Annotated in this window: 19 protein-coding genes; 1 reads left to right on the top strand and 18 read right to left on the bottom strand. The window is 36.8% G+C overall.

From position 1 onward, the window contains the following. Window positions 1–18 precede the first annotated feature (18 nt). From CC92_RS0109305 to CC92_RS0109390, 18 genes are all read right to left on the bottom strand, one after another. A complete protein-coding gene (locus CC92_RS0109305) occupies window positions 19–240 on the bottom strand; it encodes a FeoA family protein (RefSeq protein WP_029503163.1) in 222 nt (73 codons plus the stop codon). 251 nt (window positions 241–491) lie between these two features. After that, complete coding sequence (locus tag CC92_RS0109310; protein ID WP_029503162.1) at window positions 492–866, bottom strand: DUF2085 domain-containing protein; 375 nt, start codon at window positions 864–866, stop codon at window positions 492–494. Between the two features lie 50 nt (window positions 867–916). Further along, entirely contained in the window at window positions 917–1,129 is a 213-nt protein-coding gene (locus tag CC92_RS0109315; protein ID WP_029503161.1) for a hypothetical protein, read from the bottom strand. Window positions 1,130–1,385: 256 nt separating this feature from the next. Next, window positions 1,386–1,778 carry a response regulator gene (locus tag CC92_RS0109320; RefSeq protein WP_029503160.1) on the bottom strand — a complete coding sequence of 131 codons (393 nt, stop codon included), beginning with the start codon at window positions 1,776–1,778 and terminating at the stop codon, window positions 1,386–1,388. A gap of 225 nt (window positions 1,779–2,003) precedes the next feature. Next, window positions 2,004–3,074: a histidinol-phosphate transaminase gene (hisC, locus tag CC92_RS0109325; RefSeq protein WP_029503159.1), complete on the bottom strand. Its 1,071-nt coding sequence runs from the start codon at window positions 3,072–3,074 to the stop codon at window positions 2,004–2,006. Between the two features lie 58 nt (window positions 3,075–3,132). Further along, on the bottom strand, window positions 3,133–4,320 hold the full coding sequence (locus tag CC92_RS0109330) for a pyridoxal phosphate-dependent aminotransferase (protein ID WP_029503158.1): 1,188 nt from the start codon (window positions 4,318–4,320) through the stop codon (window positions 3,133–3,135). Window positions 4,321–4,441: 121 nt separating this feature from the next. Further along, window positions 4,442–5,068: an AAA family ATPase gene (locus CC92_RS0109335; protein ID WP_029503157.1), complete on the bottom strand. Its 627-nt coding sequence runs from the start codon at window positions 5,066–5,068 to the stop codon at window positions 4,442–4,444. 159 nt (window positions 5,069–5,227) lie between these two features. Then, complete coding sequence (locus tag CC92_RS0109340) at window positions 5,228–5,938, bottom strand: ABC transporter ATP-binding protein (protein WP_029503156.1); 711 nt, start codon at window positions 5,936–5,938, stop codon at window positions 5,228–5,230. Window positions 5,939–5,959: 21 nt separating this feature from the next. Beyond that, complete coding sequence (locus CC92_RS0109345; RefSeq protein ID WP_029503155.1) at window positions 5,960–6,718, bottom strand: ABC transporter ATP-binding protein; 759 nt, start codon at window positions 6,716–6,718, stop codon at window positions 5,960–5,962. Window position 6,719: 1 nt separating this feature from the next. Beyond that, a complete protein-coding gene (locus tag CC92_RS0109350) occupies window positions 6,720–7,721 on the bottom strand; it encodes a branched-chain amino acid ABC transporter permease (RefSeq protein ID WP_029503154.1) in 1,002 nt (333 codons plus the stop codon). Between the two features lie 9 nt (window positions 7,722–7,730). Further along, on the bottom strand, window positions 7,731–8,606 hold the full coding sequence (locus CC92_RS0109355; RefSeq protein WP_029503153.1) for a branched-chain amino acid ABC transporter permease: 876 nt from the start codon (window positions 8,604–8,606) through the stop codon (window positions 7,731–7,733). Between the two features lie 226 nt (window positions 8,607–8,832). Further along, window positions 8,833–10,023, bottom strand: a complete 1,191-nt coding sequence (locus CC92_RS0109360) for an ABC transporter substrate-binding protein (RefSeq protein ID WP_029503152.1) — start codon at window positions 10,021–10,023, stop codon at window positions 8,833–8,835. Between the two features lie 234 nt (window positions 10,024–10,257). Next, window positions 10,258–10,545 carry a hypothetical protein gene (locus tag CC92_RS0109365; protein WP_029503151.1) on the bottom strand — a complete coding sequence of 96 codons (288 nt, stop codon included), beginning with the start codon at window positions 10,543–10,545 and terminating at the stop codon, window positions 10,258–10,260. Window positions 10,546–10,662: 117 nt separating this feature from the next. Then, window positions 10,663–12,381 (bottom strand): S8 family peptidase, encoded by a 1,719-nt coding sequence (locus tag CC92_RS0109370; protein WP_029503150.1) that lies wholly within the window; start codon window positions 12,379–12,381, stop codon window positions 10,663–10,665. Between the two features lie 82 nt (window positions 12,382–12,463). Continuing rightward, entirely contained in the window at window positions 12,464–13,459 is a 996-nt protein-coding gene (locus tag CC92_RS21590; protein ID WP_051650737.1) for a C39 family peptidase, read from the bottom strand. A gap of 23 nt (window positions 13,460–13,482) precedes the next feature. Beyond that, window positions 13,483–14,919 (bottom strand): ATP-dependent Clp protease ATP-binding subunit ClpX, encoded by a 1,437-nt coding sequence (clpX, locus tag CC92_RS0109380; protein ID WP_029503147.1) that lies wholly within the window; start codon window positions 14,917–14,919, stop codon window positions 13,483–13,485. A gap of 147 nt (window positions 14,920–15,066) precedes the next feature. Beyond that, window positions 15,067–15,468, bottom strand: a complete 402-nt coding sequence (locus CC92_RS0109385) for a hypothetical protein (RefSeq protein ID WP_029503146.1) — start codon at window positions 15,466–15,468, stop codon at window positions 15,067–15,069. Window positions 15,469–15,894: 426 nt separating this feature from the next. Then, entirely contained in the window at window positions 15,895–17,316 is a 1,422-nt protein-coding gene (locus CC92_RS0109390; protein WP_029503145.1) for an undecaprenyl-phosphate glucose phosphotransferase, read from the bottom strand. A 349-nt stretch (window positions 17,317–17,665) separates the two neighbouring features. On the opposite strand from CC92_RS0109390, the gene CC92_RS0109395 reads away from it, so the two are divergent. Continuing rightward, window positions 17,666–19,195: a S1C family serine protease gene (locus tag CC92_RS0109395; RefSeq protein WP_051650736.1), complete on the top strand. Its 1,530-nt coding sequence runs from the start codon at window positions 17,666–17,668 to the stop codon at window positions 19,193–19,195. Window positions 19,196–19,360: the final 165 nt, after the last annotated feature.

The raw sequence follows: 19,360 nt of genomic DNA on the forward strand, positions 1-19,360 counted from the left end.
CCTTGATTGCTATACACATTACTCCTCTTCAATATGAATTGCTTCCGCAATCTTTCTTCCGACTGCAAGTCTTGTTCCACGTACACTAAAAATAACAGAGCCTCCACGTTTATTATTTAAAACCTCAATCTTAGTGCCATCAGTTAATCCAAGCGCTTTTAATCGAATTTCCGTTCCTTTTTCTAACTGAATGTTATGAACAGTATAGGTTTTGTTTGCCTTCCCATCCACTAGTGTCATGTCGTCCACGTCCTTTTCTTCATTCCTATAAATTTATTGAGAATAATTATCATTTACAAGTTCATTATATGAAGAATTCCTACATCTGTCAATGTAGAATTTGCAAATCATAAGAATTTTTGTTGAAATTACTATCATCATGAAATAGTACATATCCTTCCAAGTTATATTATGACAAAAAAATAAGACTGCCACATGTGCAACAGTCTCAGTACTTTAAAATCACAATATAATGATGCGAGAAATCTAACTTACGAAAATAACTTCTTTTTTATTAAAGCTAACAATTTGATTTGGACTGACATAATAGAAAATCCGCCAGCAATTCCAGTTAATAATCTCCTCTTATTATTAGATTCATTGATCTTTGCCTGCTGTATCGCCCAATCCGCAAACATTACAAAAGCTCCTGTGATAGAGAGTTTTTTATGAAATCCAAATATCATATAGCACGGAATTGCGATCAGATAACCTAAGATAACACCGACGCAGCGAGCGCATACCGGGAATTGATAACCGTGATAGAAAAAACTTCTCTCTGGCTTTTGATGGCATCCGGTGTATTCTCCAATTCTCATAAGCTTCTTCCACATTTCATCATGTTTTTTACGTACAGTAATCTGCATACTCCCCTCCTTAACTATCGTCATACTAAGAATTTAACGGCTAACTATGCTTATGTTCTAAATTTTCTTCCGCAATGATGGCATACCCAGAATGATCGCCTTATAGTATGTGATTTTCCCATTCCACATAAGCCACATACCCAACCAATTGGCCCTAAAATTAGATAACCACAACAACCTTTTCCGAATCCATACCCCTTTTGATTGGTTTCAGACTCTTCCACAATAACACAGCGATCATCCCCACAATTTGGACATCTCATATCTATATCCTCCGCATTTATAATGAATTCCTTTTCTTATTTATAGCCAGAGTTTAGCATACTTAGATGCGTCCTGCAACGAATCTAGGAATTTTTAATTCGGTGCTTTTCTATTTCTAATCAATCTCTCATTTCTTTACTCAAAAGTTCCTATTATAATCTGCATTATACATAACGAAAAAAGCTGCTCAAAACAGATTCAAAGCAGCTCATTGCCACAATTTCTCCTCTGTTTAGAACAGCCATATGCTTTACACTAAATTAATTCCAATTTCTTTAATACATTCTCAAATTTCGTTTGATCGATTGGTTTCCCTGCATATGCAACACAACCAAGCTCGAAGGCTTTCGTAACATTTCTTCCTTCACTTAAAGCAGTTGTCATAATAATCTTTGCCTGTTTTTCTTCAGGAATGCCTTTTTCTTTTTCTAAATCACGGATTCCCTTTAATGCTTGATAACCATCCAATGCCGGCATCATAATATCAAGACAAACTAAATCATATGGTTCATTTGATTCAAGTGCCATCGTAAAGGCATCTACTGCTTCCATCCCATCTACCGTAATATCACATTCTCCGTATTGCGATAAAAATCGAAGCATAAACTTTCTACTTGCAAAATCATCTTCCGCTATTAGTATCTTCACTGAATCCTCTCCTCAAAATTATTACCTATCCCAAGGTTTACAATAATACCCGTTGTAGGGAAAACGTAAAATTACATGAAAACAGTTCTTCTTAGGCATATTCCTTCGTTATTACGACTTATATGGATAAGATATCTACACTTTCCCTTGTAGTATAATGTCATTATACACCGTTTTTTGTTAATAATCTAGTCACTTTCCAAAATTTCTTAAAATATGAGAAAATTAGTTTAAGATTCCTTTTTCTTTCATATACTCCATTACTGCCCTAAGAAATATATTCATTTCCTCATCCGTTCCAATACTTACTCTAAGATAATTAGATATCCTTGGTTTATTAAAGTGTCTGACGTAAATATGTTCTTCTCTTAAAGCTTCAAATAATTCTTTAGCCGAAAGCTTCTCATGGGTAATAAATAAAAAATTCGTTTTGGAATCTGGCATCTGAAATCCTAAACCACGTAGTTCTCTCTTTACGTGCTCTCTAGTTGCTATAACTTTATCCAGTGTCTCATAAAAATAATCCTTATCCCTTACAGCTTGTGCTCCACATACAATGGAAGGATAGTTCATCGTATAAGAATTATAGGATTCTTTTACATTCTTTAAAGCTGTTATCAGTTCTGGATTTGCCATAGCATATCCAATTCGCATACCTGCCATCGATCTTGATTTGGAGAAGGTTTGTACCACTACTAAATTGTCATATTTTTTTAACAGCGGCAATGCACTTTGCCCACCAAAATCTACATATGCCTCATCTATGATTACAATCGCGTCTTGATTTTTCGCAATGATATCCTCAATCACACTAAGGTCCTCAGAGATAGAGGTTGGAGCATTTGGATTTGCTATTACAATACCTCCATTTACCTTATAATAGTCTTCTTTTTTTATGTGAAAGTTCTCATCTAAAGCTGGCCTTTCATATGGTATTCGGTATAAATTTGCCCATACATCATAAAAAGAGTACGTAATATCCGGAAATAGAATCGGTTTTTCGGAGTTAAAAAAAGTCAAGAAAGACATTGCAAGAACATCGTCAGACCCCACTCCTACAAATATTTGATCTGTAGTTAGGTCATAAAATCTTGCTAGTTCTTCTACAAGTTCTGTTGCTTGTGTATCTGGATATAATCGTAACATTTCGGATTGATTATTTAACAAGCCTTCCATATTCTTTGTTGGTGGATATGGATTTTCGTTGGTATTTAACTTGATTTTATTTAAATCTTTAGGCTGCTCACCTGCCACATAAGGCGTCACCTGTCTTAAATTCTTTTCCCATTCTCTCATGATTTCCCTCATTTCTGCGCTGTTTTTACCCGATTTACATCGATAAAAAGCTCTGGTATTATTTTTCATATTCTTTCGCCAGTTGCTCAAAGTGAGGTAAGGCACGCTTGATCATATCATAATCTACGCAATACGCTAAACGGAAATACCCAGGGCATCCAAAGGAGAAGCCAGGTACAACTAAAATATTATGCGCTTTTGCTTTTTCAACAAATGCTTTATCATCCTCTTCTAATGCCTTTACAAATAAATAAAATGCTCCTTCTGGCTTTATGCATTCATACCCATAGGATAATAAACTTTGATATATAAGTTCCCTGTTTCTATTGTATATCTCAACGTCTACTTCAGCATCCAGACAACGAGACACAGCACGCTGAATAAGGGATGGTGCATTAACAAATCCAAGAATACGGGTAGCTACGTTTGCTGCTGCCTTAATATCTTCTGCCTCATCAAGTTCATCTGGAAGGACAAGATATCCAATTCTCTCACCCGGAAGAGATAGAGATTTACTAAACGAATACCCAACGATTGTATTCTTATAATATTTCGTTAGATAAGGAACCTTCACCCCATCATAAGCAAGTTCACGATAAGGTTCATCTGAAATCAAGTAAATTGAGGACTTATATTCCTCCTGCTTTTGTTCTAAAATACTTGTTAATTTTTTAATTGTTTCTTCGGAATATACAACGCCTGTTGGATTGTTCGGCGTATTTACAATTACCGCTTTTGTCTTCGCAGTTATTTTATACTTAAATTCCTCTAGGTTAGGCTGAAAATCTTTAGTATTTGGTGAAATAATTACAAGGTTAGCATCAAAATTACTTACGTAATTACGATACTCTCCAAAAAACGGAGCGAATACAATTACTTCATCGGAAGGGTTTAGAAGTGTCTTAAATATTACATTGAGCCCTCCTGCCGCTCCAACTGTCATCACAATATTATGATGGTGGAACTTGGTACCAAATTTTTGGTTGAGAGAATTTGCAACCTTTTCGCGAACATCTTCATATCCAGAGTTATTTGGATATCCATGAACAAGATTCTGGTTCTCTTCATTCAGAACTTCTATGATTGCTTCTTTTACTCTATTTGGTGGCTCTACGCTAGGATTTCCTAGACTAAAATCGTATACGTTTTCCGCTCCATACTTCGCAGCCATCTTCTTTCCTTCTTCAAACATTGCACGAATTACTGAACTGTTTTTTACCAAATCTACCATCTTGCTTGAAATCATCTCTTACCCTCCATTACTTAAAATTAAGAAGTGTGAAATACCATAGCTTTCACACAATCGCCTATCACTATATACTGGAAAGGTTGAAAGAAATAATATTTCCTTCAACCCTGCCTTAGTTTTATTGCATTAATCGAATGTTCCTATAGTCAATGACCATATCAACACACTTTTCAAATCCTAATTTACTACTATTTAAGCACAAATCATAATTCTCAGCGCTCTTCCAATCTCTTCCTGTGTAATATTTATAATACTCTGCACGGTGCTTGTCAATCGAAGTTATTTTTCTTGAGGCTTCTTCCTTCGAAAGACCATCTAGTCCCATCACTGTTTTCACACAGTCCTCAAATGGGGCATGCACAAATACCCTAATGACATGATCCACATCCTTTAGTACATAATCTGCACAACGCCCAACCATGACACAGGAAGTTTCATTTGCTAATTCTCTAATTACCTTTGCTTGATAATTAAATAAATTATCATTGGATACAAAATCATCCGAATCCGGAGGAATTAACTCTCCCCTGTATTCCTTCTTCGCTATTCGGAATAAAAGGCTTTTCTTTACCGTCTCGTCAGCTTTCACAAACAATTCTTCATTGATACCGCTCTTGTCCGATGCTAGTCTCATAAGTTCCCTATCATAATAATGAACATTAAGGCGTTCCGCTAACATCTTACCGATAGTTCTACCACCGCTTCCGTAACCGCGTGCAATTGTGATTACAAATTTATCACTCATGACATATCCTCCTTCCACTCATAAAACATGCCTCTTAGTAGGCTGGAAGTTTGTGCCGAGGATTACACAGGCACAAACTTTATGTGTAAATAGGAGCGCTTTTGCTCCGTAGAAATTCTTAGGCAGCGTTTTTAGATGCCTTAGAATTTCTTTTCACACTTATTCCCCTAGGTATGCCTTTTTTATAGAATCATTATTCATCATCTCATTGGCGTCACCAGATAAAACAATCTTACCAGTTTCCAGTACATAAGCCCTATCTGCAATAGATAGTGCTTTCTTCGCATTCTGCTCTACTAATAACACCGTAGTTCCATTCTTACTTATCTCCTGTATAATATTAAATATTTCTGAGACGAACAAAGGAGATAATCCCATGGACGGTTCATCTAATAACATAATCTTTGGTTTTGACATCAGTGCACGCCCCATAGCAAGCATCTGCTGTTCGCCTCCGGATAAGGTTCCGGCAATTTGTTTTTTACGTTCCGAAAGTCTTGGAAAACGTTTATAAACTTCTGTCAATGTTTTCGTAATCTCTGCATTATCTTTTCTACTATAAGCACCCATCATCAGATTTTCAAATACGGTAAGCTCAGAAAATATTCTACGTCCTTCCGGTACATGCGCCATACCAAGCGAAACAATCTTATGCGCTGGTGTTTTTAATAAATTATGTCCTTCAAAATCTATACTGCCATGTTTAGGAGCCACTAAGCCGGTAATGGTATGTAGGATTGTGGTCTTACCAGCTCCGTTGGCACCAATCAAAGCGATAACTTCTCCTTCATTTACCGTGAAGGAGATACCCTTGATTGCTTGAATTACTCCATAATATACATCTAAATCTTTTATTGTTAACATCGCCATATTAGCACCTATTCCTTTCTATCATTCGCCAAGATATGCGGTTATAACCTCAGGGTTATTTAAAACTTCAGACGGTGTTCCCTTTGCCAACTCCATACCAAAGTTTAGTACCAGTATCTCCTCACAGATCCCTGTAACAAGCTTCATATCATGTTCAATTAAAAGAATAGTTATTTTATAGCGGTCTCTAACTAATCGAATCGTCTGCATCAGCTCTTCTGTTTCATTTGGATTCATCCCTGCTGCTGGCTCATCAAGCAACAGTAGCTTTGGGTTCGTAGCAAGAGCTCTTGCAATTTCTAATTTACGCTGTTTACCGTATGGTAGGTTTGCGGCTAAGACAGACGCTTGCCCCTCAAGGTCGAAAACCTTAAGGATATCTAGTGCCATCTTATCCATTTCTTTTTCTTTCTTCCAATAGGAAGGTAGTTTAAATAAAGTTGCAAATAAGGAATAATGTACCTGATTGTGTAAAGCTACTTTTACGTTATCCAGTACTGTCATCTTCTTAAATAATCGAATATTCTGAAATGTTCTGGCGATTCCGGCTCTATTAATCTGAGCTGGCTTCTTTCCGTTTAACAATTTATCTTGCAACATAATACTGCCATCGGTTGGCTGATATACTCCTGTTAATAAATTAAAAAGTGTTGTTTTACCGGCACCGTTAGGACCGATTAATCCGTATAATTGTCCTTCTTTAATAGAAAAGTTCACTTGATCTACCGCTCTTAAACCACCAAAGGAGATTCCTAAATTCTTTACTTCCAATAATGCCATCTTAGTGTTCTCCTTTCTTTTCCTGTAATTTTTTCGGTTTTACTTTCCCCTGCGGTACTATTTTTCGAAAGAAACCTTTTATCTTTTCTTTCATCTCTCCTGAATTAAGTAACATAATAATGATCAAAGCTAGTGCATACGTTAGCATACGGTAATCACCAAACTCACGGAATTTTTCCGGAAGGTAAGTTAAAAGAATCGTTGCAACGATTGTACCTGGAATATTTCCCATCCCACCAAGTACAACAAAGATTAGAATATCAATTGATTTGTTATAATCAAAATTACCAGGGCGTAAAACACTGTAGGTATGTGCATATAAAGCTCCAGCAATTCCAGCAAAAAAAGCTGCAACTGTAAACGCAAGAATCTTAAACTTAGTTACCGGAATACCCATTGCTTCTGCTGCTACATAATTTTCACGGACCGATAGAATTGCCCTACCATGTCTTGATTTCTTTAAGTTAACTGCTACAAGTATTGTTAATATCCCAAAGATATAAATCCAGGTATAGTTCGCATATTCTGGAATACTTGATAATCCCATCGCTCCACCGGTAATGGACATGGTGTTGATAACAGACCTTATAATTTCAGTAAATGCCAAGGTAACGATAGCAAGATAGTCGCCACGTAAGCGAAGTACCGGAATTCCAGTAAGTACACCGAATAACGCAGCCATAACACCCCCAATGATAAGTGCAAACACAAAAGATAAGAACCCTGGTAATCCTGCTGCCTGTGTAGTAAAAATAGCACTCGCGTAAGCACCAATCGCCATAAACCCAGCATGACCAAGAGATAATTCACCTAAAAATCCTACTGTAATACTTAAGGATACCGCTAAAATAATATTAATTCCAATACGAGGGATTAAAGACGTCATCTGACGGCTTAAGATGCCTCCCTCCATCATATAATAAACAGCTACATAACCTAAGATAATAGCAGCTAAAGCTATCACTGATTTTATAAGAACGTTTCTGTTTCCCTTCTTCTCCATACCGTTCACCTACACCTTCTCTATTCTATTCTTGCCAAGTAACCCGGATGGTTTTACCAGTAAGACAAGTACAAGAATTCCAAAAACGATGGCATCTGCAAGTTCTGTTGAGATATAAGCTTTACTTAAACTTTCAATTACACCTAGCAAAAGTCCGCCAAGCATTGCTCCCGGTATACTGCCAATACCGCCAAATACTGCCGCTACGAAAGCCTTAATTCCAGGTAAGGTACCAAGTGTTGGTCTTAAGGATGTGTACTGACTGATAAAAAGAATACCCGCAATCGCTGCAAGCATGGAGCCAATCGCAAATGTAATCGATATCGTTCGATTCACGTTAATTCCCATTAGCTGTGCAGCTTGTTTATCCTCCGATACTGCTCTCATTGCACTTCCGATTTTAGTTCGATTAATAAATAATGTTAATAAAATCATACAGACTGTAGTTACTAAGAACGTAACTATCGTAATTCCTGAAATGGTTATCTTCCCTATTTGTAAAGCTGGCACCTCAATAAAAGAAGAAAAAGGAATCGGGGTAGCTTTAAATATTAAAAGAGCTAAACTTTGTAATAAATAACTCACGCCAATAGCAGTAATTAAGACTGCTAAGGATGGTGCTTTACGCAGTGGCTTATATGCCACTTTCTCAATTGTAATTCCAAGAATGGTACATACTAACATCGTTAATATCACTGCCACTACTGGAGGTAGGTTTACTTTCGCTATAAATATGTATAAAGAATAAGCTCCTACCATGATAATATCACCGTGGGCAAAATTTATCATCTTTGCAATACCATATACCATGGTATAACCAATTGCTATTAAAGCAAATATACTACCGGATCTTAATCCATTAATTAACTGTTCAATAAACTCCATACCATCACCTCATTTAAGTTTTAATTTCGGTAACTTCCTCTCCGAAATGCTTCGCTTGCCTCAGAAAATTAGGCATATTACATTCTACTTCAATACTACTTTAACCACTTTTTCTGTGTCAAGCGAAGAATTTCGCTGTAAGCAAAACATTTCCGAAACAGCCTTTTCTGCGCTGATTCGGAAATGTAATTCTGCCACATCGCTATTTCAAGTCGTTTGACCGCTATTACTGTCTTGCAGTATAATTGCCATCCTTTATCTCGATGTATTTTGCACCCTTATTTGGCTCACCATCTGCGGTAAAAGATACACTACCAGTAAGACCATCCACCGTAATCTGTGTCATCGCAGAAATTAAATCTTTACTTTCAACAGAAGAAGCCTTCTCTATCGCTGCTTTTATTACATATACGGTATCATAGCCATCTGCTGCAAACTGATCTGGAACCGCATCATACTTGGTCTTATAAGTTTCAACAAACTGCTTTATCGCAGGAGCTTCATCATTCGCAAAGAATGGACTTAAGAAGATTGCACCTTCAAGAACAGCTGGGTCCTTAACTTGTGCTAGCACACCATCCCAGCCATCACTTCCAAGGAAAGGAAGATTCATTCCAAGATCGCTTGCCTGCTGTGTAATATATGCTGCATCATTGTAATAAGCAGGAACAAAGATTACTTCTGCATCGGTTGCTTTAATTTTGGTTAATTGAGTATTAAAATCAATCGCACCCTTTCCAAATGCTTCGGTAGCAACAATAGTACCACCATTTGCAGCTACCTGATCGATAAAAGCAGTCAAAATACCAGTACTATACTCATCAGAGTTATTATAAATGATAGCTATCTTTTCATAACCTAACTCTTTTGCAAGGTTAGCCATGGTAACACCCTGTAATGGATCTGTAAAACATAAGCGGAACGCATTCTCATATTCTGTACATCCAAGTGCAGAACCAGAAGGACTAATCTGAAGGATTCCAGCTTCGAAAGTATCCTTTTTTATTGCAAGGCAAGAACCAGATGTTACTGAGCCAAGAATTGCTTGTGCTCCCCAGTCCATTACCGTATTAAAAGCGGAAACTGCGATATCAGGACTCGCTTGATCATCAGCGAATTTCATTTCTAGTATGTATTTCTTATCACCTACAGTTACACCACCTGCATCATTAATTTCTTTGATCGCTATCTCTGCACCATTCTTTACAGAGATACCATAGGAAGCTGCTTCTCCAGTTAATGGTCCAATCGCTCCAATTTTAAAGGTAGCTGCTCCACTTTCATTTGCTGTACCGCCATTTTCATTGCCATCACTTCCCGGCGTAGTTCCATTATCCTTGGTGCCACAACCAGCCAAGGACACTACCATAGCTGCTACAAGACCTAAGCTTGCTAACTTTTTTAAACTTTTTTTCATAGCATTCTCCTCTTTCCTTCCATATAGTAACAACTCGACATCTCAAAAGAGACGGCAAATTGTTTCTTCCAAGAGCTAATTTCTCTTGCAAAGATTGTATTTTAAGTTCTCCCCTGTACCACTTTAACGCTTATAAACGTCACTATGTTAAAGCGTTGTGATTTAAAAAGAAGACGTCAAAAAAGAGAAAATCCCTCTCTGGACGCCTTTTTATGTCACTATAATACTATTGGGCTAATTGTTTGTCAAGTCCCCACCGCATTTATCACAAAATTCTAGTCCCTCTAATGTCATTCCACCGCAGTCAGGACAAATAATTTTTTCTGGCATAATCTCCATCTCAAGAATCTCATATTCACAGTCCTTTGTCATTCCCTGAGATACAGAAGGATTGCTAACAGGCGCTGTCTTTGGAACAGTTATTGTTTTTATGTTCCTTGGCGCTGTATTTTTACATTCTAACTCAGCGATGTCTATCTTTTTCTTTGGGAATACACGTAGGAGTTTATTCATTAACGTCATATACTCGCACCCTTTTCATTCATCTAGCACAATTATAGTACTGAAATGATATCTTTGCAAGTAGAATACGTTACTCTATCGATTACGTTAATAGTACGAATGCGACATGGAAGTCATCTATACGGTAAGTCGTAAACTTTCAAACGCACCATAGATATCAAGGATACCATATCCCCACTGCCTATCTGGATAATCTGTTCCTATTCTTCTTGCTCCCTTTATCATTAAGGTTTTCACATTCGTTGTATTAAAGTAAAAATTATTTTGCCTAACAATCGCCCATTCTAATAAGAGCGCTGCTCCACCTGCTGTGTGGGCTGCTGCAATGCTAGTTCCGCTTCTAGTTCCAAACGTGTTATCAGGTACAGGGCCATAGATATTCACTCCTGGCGCTGTGATGTCAGGTTTTACTCTACCTCTTCTTGTATAACCACGTCCAGAATTAATATAGATACTACTATTAACATGATTACATGCTGCCACAGTAATAGGTCGAAAAGCATTTCCAGGGTCAGTGATGGTAACATCCGGATCAGGCTTAATAAAATATGTATTGGATGTCATAAAATCCCGTATTGGCAACCAAAGATCATATTCATTGTTAAAAGACTGTTCACGAAACACCCTAATTTTCCAGATACCTGGTGTTGGGTCTTGAAATCTCATAAAGATTAACTCATCACCAGTTCGCCGTTCTATCACCCTGTAATCAATAAAAATAACCGTAGGTTCAAATAAAAAGGAAATTACTTGACTATTGTCCACCCTTGGTGGAATCCTTTGTATATACTCCCCGCTCGGTGATACAAATCCAACAGAGTATACACTAGGTGCTCTGACCCAGAACTCTACTACAAAACCTTTTTCTCCAGCTCCTACGTTCATCTCTACATCTTCAAATTCCTCTGCTTGAGGGACAATTCCACGGTAATGTCCTCCATTATTTGCCTCATTTCCAGTTGGAAGTACAATACAAATTCCTGTATTGTCGGATAAGTTTTCTAAGTACTCATCCCAAATCCCGCTACCATCATGCCCGCCAGAGCTTGTTCCAACACCAATGCAAATAACAAGTGGTTTCCCCGCCTCTATCGCTAGTTCAAGCAAATACTTGGTCCCCATTAAAAGATCTGTTTCCTGATAACACTCTACACCATCTCTTATATAATAGTAATCCCTTAAATATTGTTTCGCCTGTTTTAACTTTACCATTACAATATCCGCCAGCGGAGCTACTCCAGTAAAGTCATTTGCATTATCAATATTACCAGCCGCTATCCCTGCCATGAATGTACCATGACCATTCGTATCCGTAGAAGGAACTATGGATAACGGAGTATCACTGCGCAGCGCTTCATTTATTTGTTCCCTTGTATATTCCGTCCCATAATAAAAACCTTTTGGAGGTGTACCTGTTTGTATCGTTTGATCCCAGATTCGAAATACACGTGAGGTGTTATCTGCATTTTTAAAAACTTCATGCTGATAATCAATTCCAGTATCTACAAATCCTATCAAAACATCTCTTCCTAATAAATTTAAAAAAGTCTGTCTACGAATTTTCTGCACACCAATATACTCCATATTACTCTGATCCATAAGACCATAGCACTTTGGAAATGTACTGTAGTAGAAACTAAATCTTTGTACATCTGAAAAATCACTCACTGGCTGATGAACTATCGCATATCTTGGATTCACAGATTGTACGCAATCTGCATCATAGAATTTCATCATATCAGATATTGTGCCTCGAACTAAAGCAAAATAGTCTATCACATTCTCAGAGAGGATAGCTTCTCTGCATTTAGCATTCAAGTCAGCGTCACCGTTCATTCTTTCACCACATAGTTTCTTTTTTATAATCTATGCGTTCTTTCTTAATATTAATCTTAATTACTAAGCAAATAAAGCTTCGTTATTTACTGATTACCCAAAAAGGTCCATTATCAGCCGCCCAAGCTTTTGCTTCATTCACTATAAATGCTGGCTCATAGGATTCCTTGGTTAACTCTTTACTATTTGGATCAGCAACTAAGATTTTACCATCTTCTGTGATACCTCGAAGAACAATAAAATGTCCACTATTTGTAAAGGTTCCCTTTCCCATCAAAGCAATTACTAAATTGCCCGCAGATAATGCTTCCTTTAATTTATCTACAGCTTCTGGTGTGTTTTCTATGCCTTCCACCTTAAGACCGAATGCTTTCGCTGCATCTGGGATTAAACCATGAATAGAACCACTACCCGAATACCAATATCCTCTATCATATGCCCACTGACACATTTGTTCAGGGTCAACTTTGACACTCGTAAAGGCAGAAATCACCATAGCAAGGGAAGTAGGCCCACAACCGTATTCTCCTATGGTATCTGAACCTCCGTAGAACTTTTGTCCCCATCTAGGATCTGTCTGCATGTAATAAGTCAAATCAACTGCTCCGCTACTTTGAAGTAGTTCTCCGGATTGTGCTTCTGATAAATTTGCTAAAAATGTTTCCTGACTCAAATCGCTCGAATTACCATAGGCTGCATTAGAATCATCGGTGTTTCCTGCACCAGCACCTGTTCCATCAGATACACCTTTCTCTGGTTCAAAACCATTATCCTCTGGAGAAGTCGAATTCCCATCCTCTGTCTCTGGAGTTTCTGTTTGCGAAGGGTCAACTTCTGGCGTAATTGTTATATTACCTGCCTCTGGCGTAATTGTGACATCATCAGCTTCTGGCGTTATTGATGCTTCTGGTGTAATCGTCACCCCGTTCTCAGTATTTGGTTTCGCTCCTGCCTCTTCACTGCCTTTTCTTGTAATCTTTATTCCTGCATATACTCCAATGAGAATTATCAAGCACAAAAGCTCAACCGCAATCATGCGGTTAAGCCTTGCTCCCTTACTACTTTTCTTTCCTTGCATCACTGACTCCTTATCTTAGCCTCTTATCCTTTTTGTGTCAGCATAGGTGTCTTAACACTTCCGCGCATTTCAATCACTGGTGCTCCCTTTTTCTCAATATAATCTCTTGTGATTGTTACACGACCAATGCTATCATCCTTTGGTATCTCATACATGATATCTAGCATAAACTCTTCTATTATGGCACGAAGTGCACGTGCACCTGTTTTCTTCTCCATTGCTTTTTCGGCAATCGCTTCTAATGCACTCTGATCAAAATTTAGATCAACCTCATCAAGAGCTAATAATTTCTTATATTGCTTCAGTATTGCATTCTTAGGCTCAATCAAAATCTTAGTTAACATATCCTTTGTTAGAGATTCTAAAGAATAAACTACAGGAAGTCTTCCTAAGAATTCTGGGATCATACCAAACTCACGTAAGTCATCCACCGATACTTTTTGTAAAAGATTTGGATCATCATCATACTTATCTTTTAGATCCGCAGAAAAACCGATGGATGATTGTTTATTCAAACGTGCTTTGATAATTTTATCAAGATCTGGGAATGCTCCCCCACAGATAAACAGAATATTTTTCGTATTTATTGTTGTTAATGGAACCATCGCATTTTTACTGGTTGCACCAACTGGGACTTCTACCTCACTACCTTCTAACAACTTTAACAAGCCCTGCTGTACGGATTCTCCACTTACATCGCGATTGTTCGTACTCTTCTTCTTCGCTATCTTGTCAATCTCATCGATAAAGACGATTCCCTGCTCTGCTCGCTCTACATCATTATCCGCAGCAGCTAAGAGTTTGCTAAGAACACTTTCTACGTCATCACCAATATAGCCTGCTTCTGTTAAGGAGGTTGCATCTGTGATTGCTAGCGGCACATTTAATATTTTAGCTAGAGTTTTAACTAAATAAGTTTTACCGCTACCAGTTGGTCCAATCATTAGCATGTTAGATTTCTCAATATCCACATCTTCCATCAATAGATTGTCGGAATCCGTTTTCTTTGCAACACGCTTATAATGGTTGTATACAGCAACCGAAATCACCTTTTTTGCATGATTTTGACCAATCACAAACTCATCTAACGATGACTTTATAAGATGAGGGGCAGGGAGCTTTTTAATATCAATTACTTTTTCTTTTCCCTTCTCCTCCGTTTTTTTTGCTGGCTCTTCTGCTCTTTTTTTGATTTTTTGACGATTTGGAATATCTTGTTGCATCATATATCCCATCATTGCTGGATTTAATGCAGACATATCCATATAAGGGTTGTTTCCATTATTCATTGTATCAAAAGTCTTTTGCATACAATTTTGGCAAATGCAGATATTCCCTGGTACGTGAATCATCTTCCCAGCTTTACTTTCTGGTCTTCTACAGATATAACAAATCTCTTCGTATTTATTCTGATCCTCGTTATTATCGAGGTTGTTATCTTTATTATTTTCATTACTCATGGATAGTTCTCCTTCCAATCTATAGCTATGGATGTCGCAGTATCAACTAGAGAGCAATTTGATTACCCTCTTTTATATCTTTCCTATTGTCATTATAACGTAATCCTTGGTATTAGACAATAGGTTGCAAACCCCGTTACCCCTTCCTTAACTCTTTTTCATAAACTCTGTCTGACACTTTGGGCAACGAATCATTATCTTACCTTTTCCCTTAGGGACACGAATCTTTTGCTTACACTGAGGACAAGAATAAATATGGTGAGTCTTACTCTGGCTGCTTCGATATTTTAATTTGTTTATGAAATACTTTACTTTATCTACTTGCTTTGTGTAAAATAAATTCTCTTTATATCTCTTCTGATGATTTCTTGAAAACATACGAAATGTACTATATACAATTAAAATTAGCGCTAACGTATAAAATACCTGAGGTAGTACAAACCAAGATAACAGTAAAAAGACCATGGCTACCACTGACATTGCTCGTGAAAATGCGTCTGAACCATATCTTCCTACCATAAATCTGGCGATTGCCTCTCTCCATCTCATAACCTTACCTCCAATTTTTTAAAATGGGAATCTTCTCATTGATTCCTATTAACTAAACTTGATATGATGTTTTTTATTGTAGCCCTTATATCACAAACATTCAAATTAAATTTTCGTTAAATCGAACTAGTCGATCTATCACTCTGTTATTAATCCATATAAATACTATCGATATTATTACCTCCAATATTATTTTATCCAATATAATAATTATCGTATTATAACGAGACAATACAACCATCGTTGCCTTATATGAAACATTTATTAAAAAAAGAATACCGTAACATCAATGTTACGATATCCTTCTTTTCCATATAATCATAATTATCCAAACAACTCCTTCTTGTCAGAAGCAGTATAAATAGTTGATTCCTAATGCACAGCTTAGGTAATTAAAATCTAATAGGCAGTTCGGGTAATAGAAACCTAATAGGCATTTTTATTAATAAATCCTTTGAATATGGTTAAAAATAATATCTTAAAATCAAGCCCAAGTGTCCAGTTCTCAATATAATACAAATCACATTCAATACGCTTTCTTATTGAGGTATCACCACGATATCCATTGATCTGAGCCCATCCGGTTAGACCTGGACGTACCTGATGCTTAATCATATAGCGAGGAACTTCTTCCTTAAACTTCTCTACAAAGTATGGTCGCTCTGGCCTTGGACCGACCAAACTCATATCACCACATAGGATATTAAAAAGCTGTGGTAATTCATCAATACTTGTCTTACGAATAAAACGTCCAATCGGTGTCACTCTGCTATCATTTGCTGTTGTCCATGCCTTCTTTTCCGTCTTTTCCGATTGAACAACCATAGAACGAAACTTGTACATCTTAAATTCTCTATTATGAAGACCTACACGTACTTGAGAAAAGATAACAGGCCCTGGGGAAGTGCACTTAATAATTAGAGCAACCACAGCCATTGGTATGGAAAACAAGATAAGTGCAACGATAGCCCCAAAGATATCTACCAATCGCTTGATCACGCTGTTAAATGTATTACTTAAAGGAACATTACGGATATTAATCACTGGAAGACCATTCAAATCTTCCATTACCGGTATTGATGGAATAATATTGTGATAGTCAGGAATAAACTTCGTATGAGCACCCGCTTTTTCGCAGAGCCCTACCAAGTACTCTAATTTTGAGTATTCATTAATGCTTAAAGTTACTACGATTTCATCTAAATCATTCTGAGCAAGGATTGACTGTAATTCCTCTGTATTTCCAATTACTTTCACTTTTTTATAAGTAGTTCCAACTTCCATGGTATCATCAAGAATACCATAGATATGATAACCCCAGTCCGGATTTCCGGCTATTCTATCAATATAACCTTCTGCTGCACGACTATAGCCAACAATAAGGATATGTTTTTGATTAAAGCCTTTCTTTCGTAACTCTCTAAGAATCTTCGTTAGAATCAATCGAAAAGAGATACCAAACATAACATTTACTGCTGAAAAGATAACGGAGAATTTACGAGATACATCCATATCTTTCGCAAAAAAAAGTACCGTTGTAAATAATAAAAATCCTAAGATATTCGCCTTCACTAAGTTCCATACCATAATACGCTTGCTATGGCTTCGTTGAGGCTTGTACATATTACTAATAGAATATATAATTAAGTATCCGGGTACTAATACATATAAATAGCGTACCAAATAAGTCAAATTATAGAACTTCTCTTCAAAATCCAATCGAAATAACGGAATTTCACTTAAAACATAGAATCGTAAGAAATAGGCTGATATATAGGCTAAAATAATTAATATACCATCAATAATTATATGAAATTGGTTTAATGTTTTTTGATTATCTTTTATCATTCATTACTCCTTTTAATGAGTCTGATCATCATATTATCTAAACGAAAAGTAAGAATACTGCCATATGTGTCATATGTAAAATAATTGAAATTTATGGCAAAATTATTGCAACTAACTTAAGTATTTCTTACTATAAAATCAAGTAGCCAAATAAAAGTACTATACTGATTATATCAGATAGTTTACAAATATATAGATTTTTAAACATTTCTTCACATTATATTCACAAACTATTGATACTATGGAACAAAGAAATCCAAAACAGCATCCGCTGATTCATCAGATTTCAATTATAGACACTTTTGTTAAATATGCAAGTACTATTTTATGTATAAAGGAGTAATCTAATATGGCAGAGAACAATTCAAGTTTTGGTAATACAAACGAAAATCAGGAAAAGTCTCAAAGTACCTACAGCTTCTGGGCCGAACAAATTGGTCAAAATCAAAACGCTACCAATACCTCCTCCCAGAATGGAGAGACAAATTATAATAATAGCTATGAACAAACTTCATACTCTCAAAACTTTAATAATCAAGGAAGCCCAAGCTTTCATGATATACCTCCAACAGGCGATATCCCTCCTAATAAGAAAAAATCAAATGTTGGTAAAGCTACAGGATTTCTTTTAAAAGCGGTATCCTTTGGTGTTATTGCTTCTTTAACTTTCCTTGGCTGCAATGCATTATATCGAAGTTATGATAATAATTCTCAAGGGAATGGTTCTTTCTTAAATAGTAATGGATTAAATCTTGATCCTGTTAGCAAGGATAATAAACTTGCCTCCACAATCGTATCAGAAAACGTCAATATACAAAGTACCGACGTATCCGATATTATAGAGCAGACGATGCCTGCTACCGTAGCGATTACCAGTACCGTAAATCAGACATTTAACATCTGGGGGCAGGAATATGGTCAGGAATTAGACGGTGGTGGTTCTGGTATTATTATTGGCAAAACTGATAAAGAATTACTGATTGCTACCAACAACCATGTAGTTGCTGATGCAAAGAAGATTCTTGTTACTTTTATTGATGAGTCAACCGCAGAAGCCACAATAAAGGGACGTAACTCCTCTTCTGATCTTGCAGTTATTTCTATTGATGTAAGCAAACTTAAGAAGGAAACGCTAGATCAAATAAAAGTTGCAAAGCTTGGTAATTCCGATGATATAAAGGTAGGACAAATGGCGATTGCTATCGGTAATGCCCTTGGCTATGGTCAGACTGTTACTGTTGGTTATATTAGCGCTAAAGAACGTGAGATTACTGTGGATACTGGTAGCAAATTAGAAGTTCTTCAGACGGATGCTGCAATTAATCCTGGTAACAGTGGTGGTGCTCTAATCAACATCAAAGGTGAAGTTATCGGTATCAATTCTGCAAAACTTGCTAGCACAGATGTAGAAGGTATGGGGTATGCAATTCCAATTTCGAAAGCCTACCCAATCGTAGATGAGTTAATGAATCGTGAAGTTCTTGCTGAAGATGAAAAAGGTTATCTTGGCATTTACCCTCAGGATGTAAATGAAGAATACGCAAATGCTTATAATTGGCCAGTAGGAGCATATGTATATAAATTAGTGGAAGGTGGTGCCGCTGAAAGTGCAGGCATCTATCAGGGCGATATCATTACTGCGGTAAATGGAACAACGGTCAAAACAGGTGATGAATTAAGAGAGGCGGTTAACTCCTATCGATATGGCACAACCGTTAAGATAACACTAATGCGTCTGATTAATGGAGAATACAAAGAAATGAATGTGGATGTAGTCTTACAGGCAAATACAACGGAGAACCAAACAATTACTCCAACAGAGACTCCAAAGGAAGAAGATGATAGAATTCCTGAAATCACAAGAGAACCACAGCCATAAATCACAACACAAAGTTGTTAAGTAATGCTGTAAAAAAGAGTAAACGTAGATTAGGTAATTCTGAAAACAAGAATTCCTACTATTCAAAGTAAAAGAGCAAAGGTTCAAACCCATAACTGCCCCCAATAAGTTAGATTATATCAGTTCTAACTTATTGGGGGCAGT

The organism is Lachnoclostridium phytofermentans, from assembly GCF_000733755.1.
In the GTDB taxonomy this organism is placed as follows: domain Bacteria; phylum Bacillota; class Clostridia; order Lachnospirales; family Lachnospiraceae; genus Lachnoclostridium; species Lachnoclostridium phytofermentans_A.